We start from the raw sequence: 22,402 nt of genomic DNA, 5'->3' as shown, positions 1-22,402 counted from the left end.
ATAACAGTCACGATCAAGGAAGGATTAACCCGTGCGCCAATTTCCGCCAAAGCAGCTTAGCCGCAGGTCTTCCCTTTTGCTTTCGATGTCCAGCCTGGCCCTGCTTGCGGCCTGTGGTGGCGAGGATGGCGACGGCTCCTTCACCATTTTTCCCGATCCCGGCGGTCTGGGCGTGTTCGGCAGCTACTACATGCAATCGATTACCGACGAATGGCGCGAGGCTGCTGCAAGCTTCCGCACCAATTCGCCCCGCTTCGAATTGCAGGACGGCACGTTCACGATCAACGGTAACGTCGTCTTCGCCAACCCACTGCATTCGTCGCGCGTGGACTATGCCCATGCCGTCGGCCTCAGCGGCGCAGGTCAGGTCATCGCGGTGGTCGATGACGGCTTCCTGCAGGGCCACGAGGCCTTCGCCGGCAAGAACGTCACAGAGACTGGGAGCCCGATCGTCGAATTCCACGGCACGATGGTGGCATCGGTCGCCGCCGGCAATTCGTCCACCATGGTCGGGGTCGCTCCGGGCGCTGACCTGATCTTCAGCGACTGGGGCAACGTCGTCTTCGACAACCTGCGTCTGGCGGCAATCGAGGCGCGTCGGCGCGGTGCTGTGGCGCAGAACAACTCCTGGGGTTTCACCAGCGCCTTTGCCAATTCCGCGGGCTACACGGCCATCTTCGGCGACTCGGCCGGCCAAGCCTGGCTTTCGGCCCTGACCAACTATGCGCTGCCGAGCGGGTCCTACGAAGGCGGTGTCGTGGTCTTTGCGATATCAAATAATCGCTTTGCCACCCAGTCCGGGATCATGGACGCCTTGCCGGTGCTGAATCCAACACTGGAAACCTCGTGGATCGCGGTTGGCAACGCGATTCCGATCTTCGACGACAACGGCGTTTCGGCCGTGGCTAGCCGCGAATCCTCCGCCTGCCTACAGGCGGCGCGCTGGTGCATGGTGGCCGACGGCACTTGGGTCGGCGCCGCAGAGGACGGCGGCTATGTCCAGGCCAGCGGGTCGTCCTTTGCGGCGCCTCAAGTTTCAGGGGCGCTGGCGCTGCTGGCGCAGGCCTTCCCGAACCTGACACCGTCCGAACTGCGGGCCCGGCTCCTCGCCTCGGCGGACAATGCATTTACGGGCTTCGTTTCAGCCGGGCAGGTCGACCTCGGTGGAGGGTTCCTCCACTCCTACTCGACCGAGTTTGGTCACGGGTTCCTGGACATCAGGGCGGCGCTGCTGCCCATCGGGCCGACGACCCTTGCCATGGGCGACGGGGCAACGGTCAAGACGCAGGACTATGCCTTTGCGACCGGTGGCGCGATGGGGGATGCGGTCACCCGCAGCCTGGAGGGCGTCGACCTTGCGGTCAGTGATGCCCTTGGCGGTGAATTCGACGTGGCCGCGAAAAGTTTCGCCACGGCCGCCACGCCCGGTGATCTTGCACAGACGATGGCTGCGCGGTCCTTTGGCAAGGACTTCCGCCGCGCGCGGACGGCACCGGTCAACCCGCTTGCCGACACCTTCGCGGCCCATCCTGGCCAGTCAATGGACCTGAACGGCCCCGAAGGCACGCGTGCCACGGTGTTGATGGGCGGGGCCGAGGATTATGGCATCGCCCTGTCGCAACGGGTGGCTGAGGGCGGGCTCTCGATCGACCTGGGCCTGAAGCTTGCGCGGGACGGTGGCAGCCTGATGGGCTTTTCCGGCAGCGGCAATTCGGGCGGAGCCTCGATGGCGGCGGTCACGCTGGCCTTGTCCACCGATACGGGCGCGGCAGGCGGCTTCTTCGCGCTGTCGGGGGAAATGGGCGTCGCTGACCTGGGCAGCACGACCGCGATCACCAGCACGGGTCAGGCCCAGTTCAACAGCCTGCGGCTGGACCTTGGCGGACGCGGCGTTCTGGCATCGAACGACCGGCTGACCATCGGCCTGTCGATGCCGATTGCCGTGACCTCCGGTGCCGCCGACATGCGGGTTCCGGTGTCGATGGCCGACGGCGGGGCCGAAGTGCGGTCGGTCGGGATCGAACTGTCGCCGCAGGAGCGGCAGATGGAACTGTCGATCGGCTACCAGGTCCCGATGAGCGATGCCTCGGAGTTCATGATGGAGCTGGTCCGGGCCGAGAACTACGGCAACATCGCCGGCGCGTCGGACAGCGCCGCGGTGTTCGGAGTGAAATGGTCGTTCTAAGCGACGATCCGGCGGCGGGGCCTTCGGGCCCCGCCGTCAGGCGAACAGCTCGTGCGCAAGGTCCAGTGCGCTGACCAGCGCGTCGACTTCCTCGACCGTGTTGTAAAGCCCGAACGAGGCGCGGCACGAGGCGGTGATGCCAAGGTGCTCCATCAGCGGCATGGCGCAATGGGTGCCGGCGCGGACGGCGATGCCGCGTTTGTCGAGTATGGTCGAGATGTCATGCGCATGCGCCGCGCCTTCCAGCGTGAAGGAGAAGATCGCCCCCTTCTCCGCCGAGTTTCCTTGCACATTCAGCCAGTTCAGGCCCGCAAGCCTGTCGCGGGCATAGTCGCGCAGGCTGCGTTCATGGGCGGCCACCTCGGCCATTCCCAGGGACATCATGTAGTCCAGTGCCACGCCAAGGCCGATCTGCTGGACGATGCCGGGGGTCCCGGCCTCGAACTTCATCGGGGGATCGTTCCAGGTGACTGTGTCACGGGTAACCTCGCGGATCATGTCGCCACCGCCGAGGAAGGGGCGCATCTCGGCCTGGCGATCGGCCCGGATGTAGATCCCGCCCGAGCCTGATGGGCCGTAAAGCTTGTGGCCGGTGATGGCGTAGAAGTCGCAGCCAAGCGCTTGGACGTCCACGGCCATATGGACGGCGGCCTGCGAGCCGTCGACCAGCACCGGCACGCCCTTTTCCCGCGCGCCCCGGCAGATCGCGGCCACATCGACCACGGTGCCAAGGACGTTGGACATATGGGTGACGGCGACCAGTTTGGTCTTCGGCCCGATCGCGTCGATCACCGCCTGCGGGTCAAGGTCGCCGTTCGCGTCGATGTCCACCCATTTCAGCACCACGCCCTGCCGTTCGCGCAGGAAGTGCCAGGGGACGATGTTGGCGTGATGCTCCATGATCGACAGGACGATCTCGTCGCCCGGTTGCAGGCGCGGGGCGGCCCAGGCGTAGGAGACAAGGTTGATCGCCTCGGTCGTGCCGGTGGTGAAGACGATCTCGTTTTCCGAGCCTGCGTTCAGGAAGCGGGCGATGATGCCCCGGGTGGATTCGTACTTCTCGGTCGCAAGGTTCGACAGGTAGTGCAGGCCACGGTGGACGTTGGAGTATTCCTCTTCGTAAGCGCGGGTCATCGCGTCGATCACCACCCGCGGTTTCTGCGCCGAGGCACCGTTGTCAAGATAGACCAGCGGCTTGCCGTTCACCTGCCGCGACAGGATCGGGAAGTCGGCGCGGGCTTTTTGGACGTCATACATTTGGCATCAGGGCCTCCGGCCCGAGGAGAAGGATCAGCAGCACCACCAGAAGGAAGCCCGCCGCCACGCCGGTGATCACCATGGCCAGAAAGACCAACCCGCGCGCGACGAAACCGTGCAGCTCTGCAATGAATACGGTCAGAAGCCAGAGATAGATCATGAAACTGACAAGGCCGATCAGTCCGGAAAACGCAGGCGCCAGCGGCATGACGGCCAGCTGCAGCACCTGGAACCCCAGCATGATCACCTGAAGCCAGACGACGATGAGGAGCGCATCGGCAAAACTGCCGGTGCCACCGAACGCCCGGCCGACCCGGTGGATCAGGACGACCGACACCGACAGAAACAGCCACTGGAAGATGGTGGCCCGGATCGGGCTGGCCAGCATGAAGGCACTGAGCGGGTCCAGCGCCTCGCGGCCGGTGATCTGGATGCTGGCCGTGATCGCCGACAGGATCGCGACCAGAAGAAGCCCGGCCGACCTTGCGCGCAGCGGCACGCCCTCGGCCAGCAGGACCCGCGCCGCCTGTTTGGGATCCTGCAGGGTCAGTTGTGCCAGTCCGGCAAGGCGCGCACCCAGGGTCATCCGCGTTCCGCCTCGTGCAGAAGGGTGGCCCAGAGGCCAAGGAACGCCAGCCCGACCAGAAGCGTCACCGCCGAAAGCGCGGGACCCGGACCGATCATCCCGGCCACCAGACCTTGCAGCAGCATCAGGGGACCGATGCAGGCCAATGCCCAGAAGAGCGCGATCCGCGCGCCATACCAGGTCCCTTGCCCCCCGAACGACCGGGCGACAAGCCGGCTTAACGCGGCCAGAAGGTACCAAAGCGGGATGGTCGCCAGAACCGCAAGCGCCCGCGCCAGGATGCGCGGGGCGGCGGACGGCTCTTGCGCCACAAAGGCGTCCCGCGCGGCGATGGGCCACTGGCCGATGAAAGCCAGCGCCAGGAACACCAGAAGCAGCGTGAAGGCGAACGGCTCCGACTGCCCGCGCGCAAGGTGGCGCCGCAGGATTTCGCGTGGGCGACGCCAGGTCGCGACGAGGTCGGTCGAGACGGTCATCCCCTGCCCCTATCCCTTCGATCCGTGCCGGGCCAACCAGCGTTCCAGACGGGCGTGGATGTTCTCGGCGATGTCCTCGTCGGCGACCTCCTGGATCGCTTCCGCAAGGAAGGCCAACACCAACAGCGCCTGCGCCGTCCGCCGGGGCACGCCCCGTGACTGCAGGTAGAACAGCGCCACCTCGTCGATGGCCCCCGAGGTCGAGCCGTGGCTGCACTTCACGTCGTCGGCGTAGATCTCCAGCTCGGGTTTGGCCAGGAACTGGCTGTCCTCGTCCAGCAGGAGGCTCTGGCTGATCTGGTAGCCGTCGGTCTTCTGTGCGCCGGGCTTGACCAGGATCTTGCCCTGGAAGACACCGACAGCGCCATTCATCAGCACTTTCTTGTACACCTGCCGGCTTTCGCAAGCCTCGGCGGCGTGGGTGACGAAGACCGTGTCGTCGTGATGAAACTCACCGTCGCCCACGGTCGCCCCGGCCAGATGCGCGCGGCCTTCCGCCCCGGCCAGTTCAAGCACCGACTCGTTGCGGGTCAGGCGGCCGTTGGCCGTCAGCGTGAAGGATCGCAGTTCCGACCGGGCGCCCAGCCGGGCGAAAAGATGCGTGACCGCGCGCCGTTCGTGGTCGCGGCCCTGAAGGCGGATGTGATGGAAGCTTGCACCGTCGGCCACCTCCACTTCCATCACCTTGTTCAGGCGCGCCGCGGCGGGACCGTTCTCCAGCAAGGTCAGGCTCGCACCCGGATCAAGCTTCACACAATGATGCAGGATCGCGTCGGAAACCTCTGATTCATGGACATAAACCAGGGAAACCGGCTTTGTGGCCTTGCCCGTCACATGGATCAGCACGCCATCGGTGGCAAAGGCTGAGTTCAACGCGGCGAAGGGCCGGGCGACCGGGTCCTGACCGCGGGTTTCCAGCACACCATAAAGCCCCTGCGCCCAGTGGATATCCTTCGACCCGGCCTCGGCCAGACGTTCGATGGTGACGCCGGAAAGGGTCAGGTCGTCCGAGGCGGCAGGATCGAAAACCCCGTCGACGAAGACGATCTTCAGCCGGTCCATGCCGTCGAAGGGCTCGGACTCGTCACTGGCGTCGAAACTGTGCGCGACCGGCGCTTCGGGCGCGTTCAGGCTGGCCGGGTCGGTATAGCGCCAGTATTCGTCGCGCCGCGCCGGCAGTCCCATCGCCGTCAGGCGCGCCAGAGCTTCGGCCCGGACGGCGGCAAGCCAGCCCTTCCCCGCCGCAACCGGCAGCGCCTGAAGCCGCGCCGCAAGGGCGTCTTCCCTAGCCTTCGGCAGTGCCATCAGCCCACCTCGTTCAGGATGTCGGCATAGCCGTTCGCCTCGACTTCCAGCGCCAGCTCGGGGCCGCCGGTCTTGATGATCCGGCCCGCCGCCATGATGTGCACCACGTCCGGCTTGATGTGGTCCAAAAGCCGCTGGTAGTGCGTGATGACCAGGAAGGACCGGCCAGCACTGCGCAGCGCGTTCACGCCCTCCGCCACCAGCTTCATCGCGTCGACATCCAGACCCGAGTCGGTCTCGTCCAGGATGCACATCCGGGGCTCCAGCATCGCCATCTGCAGGATTTCGTTGCGTTTCTTCTCGCCGCCCGAGAAGCCGACGTTGACCGGACGTTTCAGCATCTCGGCGTCGATCTTCAGGGCCTTCGCCTTCTCGCGCACGACCTTCAGGAAGTCGCCGGCGCTGAGTTCATCTTCGCCGCGCGCCTTCCGCTGGGCATTCACCGCCGTGCGCAGGAAGGTCATGTTGCCCACGCCGGGGATCTCGACCGGATACTGGAAGGCCAGGAAAAGACCGGCCGCAGCGCGTTCTTCCGGTTCCATCTCAAGAAGTTCCCGGCCTTCCAGCGTGGCCGAACCCTCGGTGACTTCATAGCCGTCACGGCCGGACAGCACATAGGACAGCGTCGACTTGCCCGACCCGTTCGGCCCCATGATCGCATGGACCTCGCCCGCGCCGATCTTGAGGTCGACGCCGCGGAGGATCACCTTGTCCTCTTCTTCAAGTTTGACGTGCAGATTCTTGATTTCCAGCATTTTTTCTTTCCTTTGACGTCAGCGCGGATCGCTGAACCAGCCGACGGCCATGGTGACCATCTGGGGCGGGATCGCGCCGGGGGTAACGGTAAATCGGGCCATCCGGCCGACTGTTTCTTCCTTACGGGCCAGGCGCTCGACCCCGTGGTAGTAGCGCCGCCTCTCGTAGTCGTCGAACAGCACGGTGACCGGCTTGGCCGTCCGCATCATCACGGCGACAAGGCAGGCCGCGCGGAACCGGCCGTCGATCAGCACCAGGTCGGGCTGCACGAAGTCCGGGCGGTCCCAGACCGACAGCGCGTATTCGTGGAACTTGCGGAACTCTCGCGGTTTCATCGGCACGCCCCAAGGGCCGGTGGGCCCGACATCGGCCCAATGCACATGCGCCCGGTCCGAGATCGTGGCGACATGGGCGGCCATGCGGTCGGCCCAATCCTGATCGCTTTCGACGCTGAACACCCTGCGACCAAGCTCAGCCGCAAGCACGGTCGAGCCGCCGCTGCCATATTCCAGGATTGTTTCCGACGATTGGTATAGTTTGGTCAGGAAACGTCGCACCTTGGGATCGAAGGTCAGCACAAAGCTGGGGGCCTCGGTTTCCGGATCCATCTCCGCCTCCATGCCACGCAGGACCACCTGGACCTGCTGCGCCTCGTCACCGTCCGCATCGTCATCCGCGTCTTCGTCCGTCTCGTCGATCTCGCCCTGATGCTCGGCCAAAGCCAGGGCCACGCGGGTGTCCACCTCAGCCTGTGCCGCCCTGACGCCGGGATGTGCAAGGAGCCTGTCGATGGCTTCGGTCACCGCCCGTTCCCAGACCAGGATCGAGCGGTCCTCGGCCTCGTTGCGGTCAAAGCGGTCGAAATAACTGGGCGTGTGCCGGATGTTGGGCCGTTTTGGTCCGGTCGACACCATCCCCCGACCCCGCGCGGCTTTCAGGCGGAAAAGATCGGGGGTCCGCACCGAATAGTGGTTCACCTGGGCCAGGTCCCAGCCGAACTCTCGCCGCGAGGCAAGGTTGTTGCGACCCACAATCGGTCGGCGCTCGAACCAGGCCAGCGTGCGGGGCGCGGCCAGATCCAGCGGCTTGCCGTTGCCGCCTAGGCAATCCTCCGCCGCGACCTCCGCTCCCGGCACAAGCCGGGGCAGACCGGCGGCATTGACCGAAAACCCGGCCATCTTCGGCCCGTGCCGGAATAGGGGCTTCGTTTCCAGATTGGCAACAAAGCCCAACTTGGACGCGCCCACAAAAGCAGACGAGAGATGCCGGCCGGGGAAGCTGTCGTTCCCGCTCGAGCCGAAGAGACGCCAGTTCAGCATCAGCGCGTCGGCGCTGCCCACGGCCGCCACCAAGGCCTGCACCGTGCGGTCGCCGACGTGGACGTTCAGAAACTCGTCGGCATCAAGCCAAAGGTACCAGGTCCCGGGCCGATAGCCGATTTCGGCCTCAAACGCCTGAACCGCCGCCGCCTGCGGAGCCACGCCCCAGCCCGGACTGGTCCGCAGGAAAGTGATTTCCCCAGCCGCCGCCAGAGCCTCGCACAGTTCGTCCGACCCATCGGTCGACCCGTTGGACAGGATGACGACCCGGTCGACGCCGATCACCTGGTGATACGAGATCCACTCCAGCAAGAACGGCCCTTCGTTGCGCATGGCCGAAACCAGCACGACCTCGGGCCGTTCCGCATCCGGTTCCGCATATGCGCGCGCTTCAGCCATCAAAGGGTCAGCCGACCGAGCCTTCCAGGCTGATCGCGACCAGGCTTTGGGCCTCCATCGCGAATTCCATCGGCAGGGCCTGCAGGACCTCCTTGCAGAAACCGTTCACCACCAGGGCAACGGCTTCCTCCTCGTCCATCCCGCGCGAGCGGCAGTAGAACAGCTGGTCGTCGTCCACCTTCGAGGTGGTCGCTTCATGCTCTACGCGCGACGAATTGTTGCGCACTTCGATGTAAGGCACGGTGTGGGCCCCGCATTTGTCGCCAATCAGCAAACTATCGCACTGCGTGTAGTTGCGGCTGTCCTTGGCCTTCGGGTGCATGGAGACAAGCCCCCGATAGGTGTTCTGCGCCCTACCCGCCGAAATCCCCTTCGACACGATGCGCGACTTGGTGCGCTTGCCAAGGTGGATCATCTTGGTACCGGTATCGGCCTGCTGGGCGTTGTTGGCGATGGCGATGGAGTAGAACTCGCCCTGGCTGTCGTCGCCGCGCAGGATGCAGGACGGGTATTTCCAGGTGATCGCCGAGCCGGTTTCAACTTGAGTCCACATCACCTTGGCCCGGTCGCCCCGGCAATCGGCGCGCTTGGTGACGAAGTTGTAGATCCCGCCCACGCCGTTCTCGTCGCCCGGATACCAGTTCTGCACCGTGGAATACTTCACCTCGGCGTCCTTCAGGATCACGATCTCCACCACGGCCGCATGCAGCTGGTTGGTGTCGCGCTTGGGCGCGGTGCAGCCTTCCAGGTAGCTGACATAGGCGCCCTCGTCGCAGACGATCAGCGTGCGTTCGAACTGGCCGGTGTTTTCCGCGTTGATGCGGAAATAGGTCGACAGCTCCATCGGGCAGCGGGTGCCCTTGGGGATGTAGACGAAGGAGCCATCCGAGAAGACCGCCGAATTCAGCGTGGCGAAGAAGTTGTCGGTCGGCGGGACGACGCTGCCCAGATACTGCTTCACCAGGTCCGGATGTTCGCGCACGGCTTCCGAGATCGAGCAGAAGATCACGCCCGCCTTCGCCAGTTCCGCCTTGAAGGTCGTGCCCACCGACACGCTGTCGAACACAGCGTCCACCGCCACGCGGCGCGGCTCGGCTTCACCTTCGACACCGGCCAGAAGCATCTGTTCCTTCAGGGGAATCCCCAGCTTGGCATAGGTCGCCAACAGCTTCGGATCAACCTCGTCCAGCGACTTCGGCTTTTTCGCCATGCTTTTCGGCGTCGCGTAATAGAACTGGTCCTGATAGTCGATGTCGGGATAGTTCACCATCGCCCACCGCGGCTCTTCCATCTTGAGCCAGCGCCGGTAGGCCGCCAGCCGCCAGTCCAGAAGCCACTCCGGCTCGCCGTTTTTCTGGCTGATGAGACGGACGATATCTTCGTTCAACCCCTTCGGGGCATAGTCCATCTCGATGTCGGTTTCCCAGCCGTACTTGTACTTGCCGGCCATCGCCTGGACGGTTTCGATCGTCTCGCGGTCCACGCCTTCGCGCACCTCGGTTCCGTCGACAGTTTCCAGCATGGTCATCGGCGTATCCTTTCAGGCAGCCCGCGCGCGGGCCTTGGCATAAGCGGCGGTCCAGGTATCAGCGAACCGCAGCACGTCGTCTTTCGTCACGCCGGGTCCCAGAGAGACCCGGATCGCCTGGCCCGCAAGCGCCTCGTTGAAGCCCATCGCGGTCAGAACTCGGCTGGCACGGACCTTGCCCGAAGAGCAGGCAGAGCCAGCCGATACGGCAAACCCGGCAAGGTCCATCGCCATCACCTGCGTCTCGCCCTTCCAGCCCGGCGCGATCAGGCAAAGGGTGTTCGGCAGCCGTGGCAAACCATTCCCGACTGAAATAGTTTCATTTGCTCCAGCCGACAACTCTGATTCTAGAATATTTCTAAGTTCGGCAACTTCATCCCAGACGCCGGCGGCCAGATCGCGCGCAGCGGCCTCGGCGGCGGCGGCGAATCCGGCGATCCCGATCAGGTTTTCGGTCCCGGCGCGGCGGCCCATCTCTTGCCCCCCGCCCTTCAGCTGCGACGGCACGTCAAGTCCCCGGCGCACCACCAGCGCGCCGATGCCCTTCGGACCGCCCAGCTTGTGCGCACTGACAAGGCCCATGTCGCAGCCCAGCCAGTTGAACGCCATGGGCACCTTGCCAAAGGCCTGCGTCAGATCGCTGACCGCAAGACCTTGCGGCAGGTCCTGCATCACCCCGGTTTCAGAATTGGCCAGTTGCAACGCGGTGCGGGCCGGGTCGCTGACCGTCACCCTGCCCTGCCCGTCCACCGGCAACGTCGCCTGGCACCAGGCCGCAACGGCGTCATGCTCGATGCCCGCGCAGACCAACCCGCGCCCTGCGCAGGCCAGGGAGGCAGCCTCGGTCGCGCCGGAGGTGAAGATGATGTCCGCCCCATCAGCCCCCAAGGCCGCGGCGATCTTCGCGCGGCTCTTTTCCAGCAAGGACTTCGCGGCCCGCCCCTCGGCATGGACCGACGAGGGGTTTCCCACCAGCTCCATCGCCGCAACCATCGCCGCCTTCGCCTCGGGGCGGAGCGGGGCAGTCGCGTTCCAGTCGAGGAACAGCCTCGTCATTCCTCGTCCACCACGCGGAAGAGGTGCGGCACGGCGGGGCACGGGGTCAGGTCGTTCTTCACGACGTCCGACAGCCGGACCTGATGCAGGAACACATAGACGTTGGCCGACAGGCTTTCCCACAGCCGGTTGGTCAATGACTGCGCACGGCTGCCGGACGACCCGCCCGAGGCGCCTGCGCCGGTGTGCATGGCGTCGACCGTCTCTTCCACCGCCTCCATCACTTCGCTGATGCGGATGTCGTTGGGGCTGCGTGCCAGCTTGTAGCCGCCGCCCGGGCCGCGCACCGCCTCGACCAGGCCTGCACGGCGTAGCTTGACGAAAAGCTGCTCCAGATAAGGCAGCGAGATATCCTGACGCCGGGAAATTGCTGCCAGCGATACAAGGTCATCGCCCCCCGTCCTCGCCTCGGCCAGCGCGAGATCGGCGAGTGCCACCATGGCATAACGCCCCTTGGTCGAAAGCTTCATAGCGTCTCCTGCCCCGCTTCGGGGGAATCGCAACCGCATTGACGCCGCGCTTGTGCGGCATTACCTCAGTCAAGCCCCGCAAAGGCGGTCCCGGCGCTGCCGGCCGCTTTAGAACGGTTCTAGTTTAGTCGAGCGAAAGCGTCAAGAAATCGCTCCCGCATGAGAAGAGTGCAATGCCCGAGGTAATCTTTGCCGGCCCCGACGGACGCCTTGAGGGCCGCTATCATCCGCAAAAGGACCGCGACGCGCCGATCGCCATCGTGCTGCATCCGCACCCCGCTTACGGCGGGACGATGAACAACAAGGTCGTCTACAACCTGCACTACGCCTTCTACAACCTTGGCTTCACCGTGCTGCGCTTCAATTTCCGCGGCGTCGGGCGCAGCCAGGGCGAGTACGACCAGGGCATCGGCGAGTTGTCCGACGCGGCAAGCGCGCTGGATTACCTGCAGGCGATGAACCAGAACTCCAAGCAGTGCTGGGTGGCCGGGTTCTCGTTCGGCGCGTGGATCGGCATGCAGCTTCTGATGCGGCGGCCCGAGATCACCGGCTTCGTCTCGGTGGCCCCACCGGCGAACCTCTACGACTTCTCCTTCCTCGCCCCCTGCCCCTCCTCGGGTCTGATCATCAACGGCTCTGCCGACAAGGTCGCCCCGCCGAAGGACACCAAGACCCTGGTCGGCAAGCTGCACGAGCAGAAGGGCATCACCATCACCCACACCGAGATCGAAGGTGCGGACCACTTCTTCAAGGACGAAGAGGCGCATATGAAACCGATGATCCAGACGGTCTCGGACTATGTCCGCCGGAGGATGACGGAGGCCACCCGCTAATGTCCGCGCTGCAACTTCTGGCCGACAAGCTGGCCGATGACGTCCTGGCCGCCGAAGCCGAACTTGGCGACGACCGGTTTTACGAGAAGATCGCCCAGGTGCTGATGGCCGCCTCGCCCACCTTCCAGGAGGCCTACATCACCTCGATCCGCGTCCGTCTGGCCGAACGCCGGGGCCGCGAATACCTGGAGCGTGCGCTGGCCGCCAAGCGCGGGCTGATCGCCGAGGCAGAGGCCGAGGAGGAAACCCCGGTCGACGTCGCAGGCTCGGGCCATTGACCGACCGGCTGGAAGCGCAGTTCGCGTTTCTGAATGAGGCCGACCGGCTGAAACACGTGATGCGCGCCACGACCACGGTGGATGGCGCGCGTCCCGAGAATTCCGGCGAACATTCCTGGCACCTGGCGCTTTACGCCGTCGTGCTGGCCGATCAGGCCGAACCCGGCGTCGACATCAACCGGGTCATCCGCATGCTCCTGATCCACGATCTGGTCGAGATCGACGTCGGCGACGTGCCGATCCATTCGGCCAATGGCCTTGCCCATGCCAGCGTCGAGACGACGACCGCCGAAGCGAAAGCCGCCGACCGCATCTTCGGCCTTCTGCCCCCAGACCTTGGCGCCAGCCTCCGCGCGCTGTGGGAGGAGTTCGAGGGGGCCCAGTCCCCCGACGCCCGCTTCGCCAAATCGCTCGACCGCGTGCAGCCGGTGATGGCGAACCTGATGAGCGGGGGCGGGACTTGGAAGACCTACGACGTGACCTTTCAGCAACTTGAGGACCGGGTGGGCGTGAAGATCGCCAAAGGCGCACCGACGTTGTGGGACTGGGTGAAAACGAAGGCCCGGCCCTGGTTCGGTTGACCTCCTCCCGCTCCTTCCGCTTCTTGTCGAAGCGCTGCCCCAGCGAGAAGTGACGAAGTCCTCGACGAGCGGCCCGGCAAGCGCTGCAGCATTTCGGTATACAATCGCATACCGCACTTCCCAAGCCGCCGGTTTTCCGCTATGACCCCGCCAACCGAATCCACAGGAGGCGCGTATGTCGAAGATCAAGGTAGCCAACCCCGTCGTCGAGCTCGACGGCGACGAGATGACCCGGATCATCTGGGACTTCATCAAGCAGAAGCTGATCCTGCCCTACCTCGACATCGACCTGAAGTATTACGACCTCGGGATCGAAGAGCGGGATCGCACCAACGACCAGATCACCATCGACAGCGCCGAGGCGATCAAGAAATACGGCGTCGGCGTGAAATGCGCGACGATCACCCCCGATGAGCAGCGGGTCGAGGAGTTCGGCCTGAAGCAGATGTGGAAATCGCCCAACGGCACGATCCGCAACATCCTCGGCGGCGTGATCTTCCGCGAACCGATCATCTGCAAGAACGTGCCCCGCCTTGTGCCGCACTGGACCAAGCCCATCGTCGTCGGCCGCCACGCCTTTGGCGACCAGTACCGCGCGACAGACTTCAAGTTCCCCGGCAAGGGCAAGCTCACGATGAAGTTCGTCGGCGACGACGGCACGGTGATCGAAAAGGACGTGTATTCGGCCCCCTCGGCTGGCGTCTACATGGGCATGTACAACCTTGACGACAGCATCACCGACTTCGCTCGCGCCTCTCTGAACTACGGGCTGCAGCGCGGCGTCCCGGTCTATCTCTCGACCAAGAACACCATCCTCAAGGCCTATGACGGGCGCTTCAAGGACATCTTCCAGCAGGTCTTCGAGGCCGAATTCGTCGACGCGTTCAAGGCCAAGGGCATCACCTACGAACACCGCCTGATCGACGACATGGTCGCCTCGGCGCTGAAATGGTCGGGCGGCTATGTCTGGGCCTGCAAGAACTATGACGGCGACGTGCAGTCCGACATCGTGGCGCAGGGCTTCGGCTCCTTGGGCCTGATGACATCCGTCCTGATGACCCCCGATGGCAAGATCGTCGAAGCCGAGGCCGCGCACGGCACCGTCACCCGCCACTACCGCGAGCATCAGAAGGGCAAGGCGACCTCGACCAACTCCATCGCCTCGATCTACGCTTGGACCGGCGGCCTCAAGCACCGCGCGACGCTGGACAACAACGAGGCGCTGATGCGCTTTGCCACGACGCTGGAGAAGGTGACCGTGGATGCCGTGGAAGACGGCCACATGACCAAGGACCTGGCGCTGCTGGTGGGACCGGACCAGAAGTGGCTGACCACGATGGGCTACCTGGAGAAGGTGGACGAATACCTGAATAAGGCGCTGGTGGGGTAACCTGCGTAGGGTGCGCTACAGCGCACCGCGCCTGCAGACATGGGGGCCGAAGGTTATCCTTCGGCCCTTTTCTATGCCCTGTATTCCACCTGCACGAAACCGTTGTCCCAGTGCCGCGCCGCGACCAGGGTCAGGTCGACATCCCCCGCCCCGTGACCCCAAAGCGGACGGCCGTGCCCCAGCAGCACCGGGATCAGCGTCACGATCACGCGCCGCACCAGACCGGCCGCGACGAAGCTGCGGATCGTCTGGCCCCCGTCGATGTAGACCCGCGTCACACCCTCGGCGCCCTAATCCTCCAGCACAGCGCGCGGGGCCTTGCCGCTGACCCGGACCTTGGTCATCAGCGCCTCGGGCACTACCACCCGGTCCGGCCTGCGGCTCAAGACCACGACCGGCACCTTGTAGGGCCAGTCAGGGAAGGTCAGCACCTTTTCAAAGCTTTCACGGCCCATCACCATCGCACCGATCCCGTCCTGGAAGGCGGCATAGCCAAAATCCACGCCCTCGGGCACCGGGCGGCTGGTCAGCCAGTCGATGTCGCCGTCCGGGCGCGCGATGAAACCGTCCATACTCGTTGCAATGAACACTTCGGCCGATGGCAGCTGCCCGGTCATGTCGTCCTCCAATGTCTGGTTGCAGAAAGATGCGGGGTGTAGCCCAGGGGGGAATTTGCGTCAAGAACCTAACGGGAACACTTGGGCAGATGCGACAGGATCATTGACTTTAATTGCGTCAGCATATATGACCTATAAACCAACCGGAGCCGCCCATGCCCGACCGTCCCGACCAGCTTGCGGACCGACCGCGCCACAGCGCCGTGGACGATGCGCAGGGCATCGCCTTCGGGGTCACGATGGCAGCCCTCGGGATGCACATCCTGACCCATATGGGCTTTGTGACCGGCCAGACCACGGGCCTGGCTGTGCTGATCGCCCATCTTACCGACCTGCCCTTTCCTGCCGTCTACTTCGGCGTCACCCTGCCCTTCCTGGGCCTGGCCTGGCGCCGGATGGGGGCACGGTTCGCGCTGAAAACCTTGGTGACGACGGCGGCGCTGTCAGCCCTGGTCGCAGTCCTGCCGCGGTGGATCGAGCTTGGGCGGATCGAACCCGCGGTGGCCGCCGTGCTCTTTGGTCTTCTCTTCGGCATCGCAGCGCTGGCGGCGATCCGGCATGGCGGCAGTTTCGGCGGGCTCTCGGTCCTCTGGATCGAGTTGCAGGACCGCACCGGCTTTCCGGCGGGCCATGCGCAGCTTCTGTCCGACGTGGTGATCTTCGGGCTTGCGGCGCTGGTGATGCCGGTCGACACTCTGGCCTACAGCTTCCTTGGCGCTGCAGTCTTTTCGCTGTTTCTCGCCGTGAACCACCGCCGCGACCGCTATATTGCAGCCTGATCGGGGCGGGCAAAGGTTAACGCTTCCTGAATCTCCGCAGCGAAGTCCTTGATTTTGTTGAAACGGAAAACAGCGCCACGCGTGGCGACCGCTGCCCTCTGGCCAGCGCTGGGAAAACCCTGTAAGGCCGCGCCAACCCTATAGGACGGACCCCATGGAACTGCGCAACATCGCGATCATCGCCCACGTCGACCACGGCAAGACCACCCTCGTGGACGAGCTTCTGAAACAGTCGGGGGCGTTCCGCGACAACCAGGCCGTTTCCGAACGCGCGATGGACAGCAACGACATCGAACGCGAACGCGGGATCACGATCCTTGCCAAGTGCACCTCGGTGGAATGGGAGGGCGCGCGGATCAACATCGTCGACACCCCCGGCCACGCCGACTTTGGCGGCGAGGTGGAGCGGATCCTGTCGATGGTAGACGGCGTCTGCCTCCTCGTCGACGCTGCCGAAGGCCCGATGCCGCAGACCAAGTTCGTGCTGGCCAAAGCCCTGGCCCTCGGCCTGCGCCCGATCGTCGTCCTGAACAAGGTCGACAAGCCCGACGCCGAACCCGACCGCGCGCTGAACGAGGTCTTCGACCTCTTCGCCAACCTTGGCGCCGATGACGACCAGCTCGATTTCCCCCATGTCTACGCCTCCGGCCGTTCCGGCTGGGCCGACATGGAGTTGGACGGGCCGCGGAAGGACCTCTCCGCCCTCTTCTCCTTGATCGTCCGCCACGTCCCCGCCCCGAAGGTCCTCGCCCGCGTCGACGAGCCCTTCTCGATGCTGGCCACCACGCTGTCCGCCGATCCCTACCTCGGCCGTATCCTGACCGGTCGTGTCGAGTCGGGCCGCATCGGCACCGGCACAACGCTGAAGGCCCTGTCGCGCACCGGCGACCGGCTGGAGCAGTTCCGCGTGACGAAGATCCTCGCCTTCCGCGGCCTCAACCAGACCGCCATCGACGAGGCCGTCGCCGGCGACATCGTCACCCTGGCCGGCATGACCAAGGCCACCGTCGCCGATACCCTCTGCGCGCCCGAAGTCGACACGGCCCTGCCCGCCCAGCCCATCGACCCGCCGACGATCACGGTCACCTTCGGCATCAACGACTCGCCACTGGCGGGCCGTGATGGCTCCAAAGTCCAGTCCCGCGTCATCCGTGAACGACTGATGAAGGAATCCGAGGTCAACGTCGCGATCAAGGTCGCCGACACCCCCGGCGGCGACGCCTTCGAGGTTTCGGGCCGCGGCGAACTTCAGATGGGCGTCCTGATCGAAAACATGCGCCGCGAGGGGTTCGAGCTGTCGATCTCGCGCCCCCGGGTGATCTTCCAGGACGTCGACGGTGTCCGGAATGAACCCATCGAAGAAGTCACCATCGACGTCGATGACGAATACTCCGGCGCGGTGATCGACAAGCTAACCGGCGAGCGCAAGGGCGACCTGGTCGAGATGAAGCCCGCCGGTGTCGGCAAGACCCGGATCATCGCCCATGTCCCGTCGCGCGGGCTGATCGGCTATCAGGGCCAGTTCCTGACCGACACGCGCGGCACGGGTGTGCTGAACCGCATCTTCCACGGCTGGACCCCGCACAAGGGCCCGATCCAGGGCCGCCGGCAGGGCGTGCTGATCTCGACCGAATCCGGTGTCTCGGTGGCTTACGCCCTTTGGAACCTGGAAGAGCGCGGCCGCATGTTCATCGGCCCGCAGGAACAGGTCTATGTCGGCATGCTGATCGGCGAGCACAGCCGCGAGAACGACCTTGAGGTGAACCCGCTGAAGGGCAAGAAGCTGACCAACGTCCGCGCTTCCGGCACGGACGAGGCGGTCCGCCTGACGCCACATATCAAGATGAGCCTGGAAGAGGCGATTGCCTACATTGACGACGACGAACTCGTCGAGGTGACGCCGAAGATCATCCGCCTGCGCAAGCGCCTGCTCGACCCGAACGAGCGCAAGCGGCAGTCGCGGAAGGACTGACCAGAACGTAGGGTGGGCGATCTCGCCCACCTTGGTCTTGCACGGACTTCAGGCGGCGGCGGCCAGGCGGCAGGGAAGGAATTCCTCCAAGAGGACCGTCTCTCCATCGAAGGTGCAGAAGCTGGCGGTCGGCACCTCGATCCAACCCTCCTCCTCGGCCTCCAGCGGCTCGGACACCACGGCCATGCCGCCCCGGCTGTCCGACCAGCGGTGATAGAGCGATGGGGCCGCCGCGTCGGTGGCGTAGCGGACCGCATATAGATTGCGACCGTCGCTCAGTGCCGCCGTCAGACGCAGATGCGGTGCTGCCCCCTTCTGACGCGCCAGACGGATGAATTTGGCCGCGGCACGCTCCAACGCACCGCGCGGATCGTCGTCCAACCCCTCGGCCAAGGCAACCAGAAACAGCGCCTCGCTGTCGGTGGCACCCTTGCGGTGCGGGTAAAGGCTTTCGGGGATCATCATGTCGGCGTCGCGGCGGAAGGCATCGTAGCCGCCGACCTGGCCGTTGTGCATGAAGCTCCACCGGCCATGGGTGAAGGGATGGCAGTTGTTGCGGCTGGTGGCGGTGCCGGTCGACGCGCGGACATGGGCGAGGAACAGGTGCGACTGGACCTGCGCGGTCAGGCTTTTCAGGTTCGGGTCCGACCAGGCGGGCAGCACGTCGCGGAACAGGCCCGGTTCGGGCTTCGCGCCATACCAGGCGATCCCGAAGCCGTCGGCATTGATCGCCGTGTGGCACTGCGTGGCGCAGTGGCTTTGGTGGATCAGGGAGTGACCAGGGCGGCTGACGATCTCCTCCAGGAAGATCGGCGCCCCGGTGTAGGCAGCCCAGCGGCACATCAGCGCGCTGTGGTCTTGCATAGGATCATCTGCCCGTACCTTCTTTTTTCCCCAACCTAGCAGAAATCCGCAGAAGTCAGGAAGATAGTGCAATCAATTCAAGGGAACTTGGCAGGGAAACCTTACTCGATCTCCTCGACCACCATCAGGTCGCGGGTGCTCGCGCCCTTCGCATGGGCAAGTGCGGCCTGGTAGGCGGGGGAGTTGTAGCACTCCACCGCCTTTTCCAGACTTGGGAAGCGCGCGACCACGTTGCGCGGACGGTCGTTGCCCTCCAGCTGCACATAGCGGCCGCCACGGGCGAGGAAAACGCCGCCGTGGGCCGCGATGGCCTCGGTCGCGCCTTTGGCGTAGCGGGCGTAGGCCTCGGTGTCGGTGACGTGGACGTGGGCAACCCAGAGTGCGGTCGGCATGGCTCAGGCCCCCATCGCGGCTTCGGCCGCCTTGATCGCTGCTTCGGCCTGGGCGATGTCGGCGCCCCCGGCTTGGGCCATGTCCGGACGACCACCGCCCCCCTTGCCGCCCATCGCCTCGGCCGCAGCCTTCACCAGCGTGACGGCGGAGAGTTTGGCGGTCAGATCGGCGGTCACGCCAGCGGCGACGGCGGGTTTGTTGCCGGTGTCGGCAATCAGCAACACCGCGCCGGAACCAAGCCGGGCCTTCATCTCGTCGATCAACGCGGGAAGGTCCTTGCCCGACACGCCGGAAAGCACCTGAGCAATGAACTTCACCCCATTGATTTCCTTGGCTTCCGGGCCAGCGGCCTTGCCGCCCATCGCGACTTCGCGGCGCAATTGCGCGACCTCGTTTGCGAGAGCCTTCCGTTCATCGAAAAGCGCGCGGATGCGGTCGGCAAGCTCGGAGGCCGGGGCCTTGATGATCGCCGCGATATCGTTCAGCCGCGCGTCCTGCTGGCGCAAATGGTCGAGTGCCGCCTGCCCGGTCAGCGCCTCGATCCGACGCACACCGGCGCTGGAAGCGCTTTCCGACAAGAGCACCATCGCGCCGATATCGCCGGTGCGCTGGACATGGGTGCCGCCGCAAAGTTCAAGGCTGTAGGTCTTGCCATCAGCGCCTTTGCCCGAGCCTTCCAGCGCGCCCATTGACACGACGCGGACCTCATCGCCGTACTTTTCGCCGAAGAGCGCCTGCGCCCCGATGGCGCGGGCGTCGTCGGGGGTCATGATCCGGGTCTCGACCGGGGAGTTCTGGCGGATGAAGGTATTGACCTCGGTCTCGATGGTTTGCAGGTCCGGGGATGAGATCGCGGCCGAATGGCTGAAGTCAAAGCGCAGACGGTCGGCAGCGTTGAGGCTACCGCGTTGAGCTACGTGGTCGCCGAGGGTGCGGCGCAGCGCCTCGTGCAGAAGGTGCGTCGCGGAGTGATTGGCGCGGATGGCTGAGCGGCGGACATGGGAGACCTCCAGCTTCGCGGGTTGTCCTTTGATCACAGTGCCTTCCGTGACCTTCGCAATGTGAATGAAGACACCTGCGGCCTTTTTCACATCGGTCACCTCGGCGGTGCCGGTGTCGGTGCGGATCAGACCGCAGTCGCCCACCTGCCCGCCGGATTCGGCGTAATACGGCGTCTGGTTGACCACGATCTGCACGGTTTCGCCGGTAGCGGCCTGCCCGATCGGGGCACCGTCTTGCAGGAGCGCGGTGATCACCCCTTCGGCGGTTTCGGTGTCGTAGCCGAGGAATTCTGTGACGCCATGTTCTTCGGCGATCTCGAACCAGATCTTCGCATCGCCCGCCGCCCCGGTGCCGGACCATGCGGCGCGGGCCTTGGCCTTCTGTTCGGCCATCGCGGCGTCGAAGCCCTGGACGTCGACTTCGCGGCCCTTCTCGCGGAGTGCGTCCTGCGTAAGGTCAAGCGGGAAGCCATAGGTGTCGTAAAGCTTGAACGCCGCGGCACCCGGAAGCGCGCCGCCGTCGGGCAGGCCGGACAGTTCGTCGTCCAGGAGTTTGAGGCCCCGGTCGAGGGTCTGCTTGAACTTGGTTTCCTCGGTGCGGAGGGTCTCTTCGATCAGCGACTGGGCGCGGCTGAGTTCGGGATAGGCGCCGCCCATCTGCCGCACCAGCGCGGGCACCAGACGGTGCATCACCGGGTCCTGCGCGCCCAGCATATGCGCATGGCGCATCGCGCGGCGCATGATGCGGCGGAGAACGTAGCCGCGCCCCTCGTTGGAGGGCATGACGCCATCCGCGATCAGGAAGGAGGTAGACCGCAGGTGGTCCGCGATCACCCGGTGGTGGATCTTGCCCGGCCCGTCGGGATCGGCGCTGGTGGCATGGGCTGAAGCCTCGATCAGCGACCGCATCAGGTCGGTGTCGTAGTTGTCGTGCTTGCCTTGCAGAAGCGCCCCGATCCGCTCCAGCCCCATGCCGGTGTCGATCGACTGCATCTCCAAGGGGACCAGCCGCCCGTCGGCAAACTGTTCGTTCTGCATGAAGACGTTGTTCCAGATCTCGATGAACCGGTCGCCGTCTTCCTGAGCGCTGCCCGGCGGGCCGCCCCAGATATGGTCGCCGTGGTCAAAGAATATCTCGGTGCAGGGGCCGCAGGGTCCGGTAGGTCCCATGCGCCAGAAGTTGTCGTCACTGGCGATGCGGATGATCCGGCTCTCGGGCAGGCCCGCGACCTTCTTCCAGATGTCGGCCGCCTCGTCGTCGGTGTGATAGACCGTGACCAGAAGCTTGTCCTTGGCCAGGCCGAAGTCCTTGGTCAGAAGTTCCCAGGCAAACGCAATCGCCTGGTCCTTGAAATAGTCGCCGAAACTGAAGTTCCCCAGCATCTCGAAGAAGGTGTGGTGCCGGGCGGTATATCCCACGTTGTCGAGGTCATTGTGCTTGCCGCCTGCCCGCACGCATTTCTGGGCGGTCGTCGCGCGCTTGTAGTCCCGCGTTTCGACCCCGGTAAACAGGTTCTTGAACTGCACCATCCCGGAGTTGGTGAACATCAGCGTCGGATCGTTCCGCGGCACGAGGGGCGAGCTGTCCACGACCCGGTGATCGTTGCGGCGGAAGAAGTCCAGGTAGGTGGAGCGGATGTCGTTCAGCGAAGCCATGATCGGGCCTTTCCGGGGAATTCCACAGGTTCGAAACCCCTTTAGCCCCGCTTCCCGCGCCTGTCCACGGGGCGGTAAGTCCACGCCGAAAATTGCTGGGACCGAACCGCAGCAACCTGGGGCTGCCAGTACGAAAAGCGAAGCGGTCAGCCCTGCGTGCCGGTGTTAAACTGACGCCGGGAGGACCAGACCATGATGACACAGCGCGCTACGCTTTTCGCCCTGCTTGCAATTGCCACTGCCGGCACATCGGACGGCGCTTCTGCCGAAACGATGGTGAAGATCACGCTTTGGGACAAGGGTGACGCCGCCATGGACCATGTGGGACAGCATCCGCCCATCGGGATGGCTGTCGACGGTGCCGACCCGGGCCTGGCCACGATGGGCGTCACGCTTGACCCGCAAGAGGTTCCCGCGGGGGAGATCAGCTTCCGGATCACCAACGACTCGGGCGCGTTTTACCATGCGGTCCTGGTCTCGGCGGTGGCGGACCAGACGGTTCCACTGCCCTATCTGACCGAGGAAGAGCGGGTTGATGAAGCTGCCGCGGGTATCACGGCAAACCTGGGGGAACTCCGGCCGCATGATGCGAAGACAAAGGCGGCAGCGCTGACGCCGGGTACCTATATCCTGTACTGCAACATCGCAGGTCACTACGCGATGGGGATGTGGGCGCTGTTGACCGTCACGGAATAGCCAGC

At 64.9% G+C, this 22,402-nt stretch carries 22 protein-coding genes; 8 read left to right on the top strand and 14 right to left on the bottom strand.

The genetic code is table 11. From position 1 onward, the window contains the following. Window positions 1-85 precede the first annotated feature (85 nt). Complete coding sequence (locus tag Q0C42_RS11810; RefSeq protein WP_295075752.1) at window positions 86-2,185, top strand: S8 family peptidase; 2,100 nt, start codon at window positions 86-88, stop codon at window positions 2,183-2,185. Window positions 2,186-2,221: 36 nt separating this feature from the next. Here Q0C42_RS11810 and Q0C42_RS11805 read toward each other — a convergent pair whose 3' ends face one another. The 9 genes from Q0C42_RS11805 to Q0C42_RS11765 are packed head-to-tail and all read right to left on the bottom strand — an operon-like array spanning window position 2,222 to window position 11,337. Then, window positions 2,222-3,442 (bottom strand): cysteine desulfurase, encoded by a 1,221-nt coding sequence (locus Q0C42_RS11805; RefSeq protein ID WP_295075749.1) that lies wholly within the window; start codon window positions 3,440-3,442, stop codon window positions 2,222-2,224. Beyond that, the gene (locus Q0C42_RS11800) at window positions 3,435-4,028 is read right to left on the bottom strand and encodes a YIP1 family protein (RefSeq protein ID WP_295075745.1); all 594 of its coding nucleotides are present in this window, start codon (window positions 4,026-4,028) and stop codon (window positions 3,435-3,437) included. The genes Q0C42_RS11805 and Q0C42_RS11800 overlap by 8 nt, the downstream gene beginning before the upstream one ends. Then, the gene (locus Q0C42_RS11795) at window positions 4,025-4,504 is read right to left on the bottom strand and encodes a YIP1 family protein (RefSeq protein WP_295075742.1); all 480 of its coding nucleotides are present in this window, start codon (window positions 4,502-4,504) and stop codon (window positions 4,025-4,027) included. The genes Q0C42_RS11800 and Q0C42_RS11795 overlap by 4 nt, the downstream gene beginning before the upstream one ends. Before the next feature lie 9 nt (window positions 4,505-4,513). Then, window positions 4,514-5,809 carry a Fe-S cluster assembly protein SufD gene (gene sufD / locus Q0C42_RS11790; protein WP_295075739.1) on the bottom strand — a complete coding sequence of 432 codons (1,296 nt, stop codon included), beginning with the start codon at window positions 5,807-5,809 and terminating at the stop codon, window positions 4,514-4,516. Continuing rightward, window positions 5,809-6,564 (bottom strand): Fe-S cluster assembly ATPase SufC, encoded by a 756-nt coding sequence (gene sufC / locus Q0C42_RS11785; protein ID WP_295075736.1) that lies wholly within the window; start codon window positions 6,562-6,564, stop codon window positions 5,809-5,811. The genes sufD and sufC overlap by 1 nt, the downstream gene beginning before the upstream one ends. Before the next feature lie 18 nt (window positions 6,565-6,582). Continuing rightward, entirely contained in the window at window positions 6,583-8,283 is a 1,701-nt protein-coding gene (locus Q0C42_RS11780) for a glycosyltransferase family 2 protein (RefSeq protein ID WP_295075733.1), read from the bottom strand. Between the two features lie 7 nt (window positions 8,284-8,290). Further along, complete coding sequence (gene sufB / locus Q0C42_RS11775) at window positions 8,291-9,811, bottom strand: Fe-S cluster assembly protein SufB (protein WP_295075730.1); 1,521 nt, start codon at window positions 9,809-9,811, stop codon at window positions 8,291-8,293. Window positions 9,812-9,823: 12 nt separating this feature from the next. Next, window positions 9,824-10,867 (bottom strand): aminotransferase class V-fold PLP-dependent enzyme, encoded by a 1,044-nt coding sequence (locus Q0C42_RS11770; protein ID WP_295075728.1) that lies wholly within the window; start codon window positions 10,865-10,867, stop codon window positions 9,824-9,826. Continuing rightward, on the bottom strand, window positions 10,864-11,337 hold the full coding sequence (locus Q0C42_RS11765; RefSeq protein ID WP_295075726.1) for an Rrf2 family transcriptional regulator: 474 nt from the start codon (window positions 11,335-11,337) through the stop codon (window positions 10,864-10,866). Before Q0C42_RS11765 ends, Q0C42_RS11770 begins: the two co-directional genes overlap by 4 nt. 173 nt (window positions 11,338-11,510) lie before the next feature. Between Q0C42_RS11765 and Q0C42_RS11760 the strand changes: the two genes are divergently transcribed. The 4 genes from Q0C42_RS11760 (at window position 11,511) to Q0C42_RS11745 (ending at window position 14,419) form a co-directional block, all read left to right on the top strand. Beyond that, on the top strand, window positions 11,511-12,170 hold the full coding sequence (locus tag Q0C42_RS11760; protein ID WP_295075723.1) for an alpha/beta hydrolase: 660 nt from the start codon (window positions 11,511-11,513) through the stop codon (window positions 12,168-12,170). Further along, window positions 12,170-12,448, top strand: a complete 279-nt coding sequence (locus Q0C42_RS11755) for a hypothetical protein (RefSeq protein ID WP_295075720.1) — start codon at window positions 12,170-12,172, stop codon at window positions 12,446-12,448. The genes Q0C42_RS11760 and Q0C42_RS11755 overlap by 1 nt, the downstream gene beginning before the upstream one ends. After that, entirely contained in the window at window positions 12,445-13,029 is a 585-nt protein-coding gene (locus Q0C42_RS11750) for an HD family hydrolase (RefSeq protein WP_295075717.1), read from the top strand. Before Q0C42_RS11755 ends, Q0C42_RS11750 begins: the two co-directional genes overlap by 4 nt. Before the next feature lie 175 nt (window positions 13,030-13,204). Then, window positions 13,205-14,419: an NADP-dependent isocitrate dehydrogenase gene (locus tag Q0C42_RS11745; RefSeq protein WP_295075714.1), complete on the top strand. Its 1,215-nt coding sequence runs from the start codon at window positions 13,205-13,207 to the stop codon at window positions 14,417-14,419. Between the two features lie 71 nt (window positions 14,420-14,490). Here the strand turns inward: Q0C42_RS11745 and Q0C42_RS11740 are convergent, their stop codons facing one another. Further along, window positions 14,491-14,697, bottom strand: a complete 207-nt coding sequence (locus Q0C42_RS11740; RefSeq protein ID WP_295075711.1) for a dihydrofolate reductase family protein — start codon at window positions 14,695-14,697, stop codon at window positions 14,491-14,493. 12 nt (window positions 14,698-14,709) lie between these two features. Continuing rightward, window positions 14,710-15,036: a hypothetical protein gene (locus Q0C42_RS11735; protein ID WP_295075709.1), complete on the bottom strand. Its 327-nt coding sequence runs from the start codon at window positions 15,034-15,036 to the stop codon at window positions 14,710-14,712. 155 nt (window positions 15,037-15,191) lie between these two features. On the opposite strand from Q0C42_RS11735, the gene Q0C42_RS11730 reads away from it, so the two are divergent. Continuing rightward, window positions 15,192-15,815 carry a YitT family protein gene (locus tag Q0C42_RS11730; protein ID WP_295075706.1) on the top strand — a complete coding sequence of 208 codons (624 nt, stop codon included), beginning with the start codon at window positions 15,192-15,194 and terminating at the stop codon, window positions 15,813-15,815. A 154-nt stretch (window positions 15,816-15,969) separates the two neighbouring features. After that, window positions 15,970-17,787 (top strand): translational GTPase TypA, encoded by a 1,818-nt coding sequence (typA, locus tag Q0C42_RS11725; protein WP_295075704.1) that lies wholly within the window; start codon window positions 15,970-15,972, stop codon window positions 17,785-17,787. A 48-nt stretch (window positions 17,788-17,835) separates the two neighbouring features. Here typA and Q0C42_RS11720 read toward each other — a convergent pair whose 3' ends face one another. The 3 genes from Q0C42_RS11720 to alaS form a co-directional block, all read right to left on the bottom strand. Continuing rightward, window positions 17,836-18,630, bottom strand: coding sequence for a class II glutamine amidotransferase (locus tag Q0C42_RS11720; protein WP_295076303.1), 795 nt, complete (start codon window positions 18,628-18,630; stop codon window positions 17,836-17,838). Window positions 18,631-18,752: 122 nt separating this feature from the next. After that, complete coding sequence (locus Q0C42_RS11715) at window positions 18,753-19,043, bottom strand: DUF1330 domain-containing protein (protein ID WP_295075701.1); 291 nt, start codon at window positions 19,041-19,043, stop codon at window positions 18,753-18,755. 3 nt (window positions 19,044-19,046) lie between these two features. After that, window positions 19,047-21,701, bottom strand: a complete 2,655-nt coding sequence (alaS, locus tag Q0C42_RS11710) for an alanine--tRNA ligase (protein WP_295075698.1) — start codon at window positions 21,699-21,701, stop codon at window positions 19,047-19,049. 192 nt (window positions 21,702-21,893) lie between these two features. Here alaS and Q0C42_RS11705 point away from each other — a divergent pair, with 192 nt between their 5' ends. Beyond that, a complete protein-coding gene (locus tag Q0C42_RS11705; protein ID WP_295075695.1) occupies window positions 21,894-22,397 on the top strand; it encodes a sulfocyanin-like copper-binding protein in 504 nt (167 codons plus the stop codon). Window positions 22,398-22,402 lie beyond the last annotated feature (5 nt).

This window comes from Tabrizicola sp. (assembly GCF_022842145.1).
Taxonomy (GTDB): Bacteria; Pseudomonadota; Alphaproteobacteria; order Rhodobacterales; family Rhodobacteraceae; genus Tabrizicola.
Note: the sequence above shows the minus strand (reverse complement) of the source record. Positions and strands in the feature narration are given on the sequence as shown.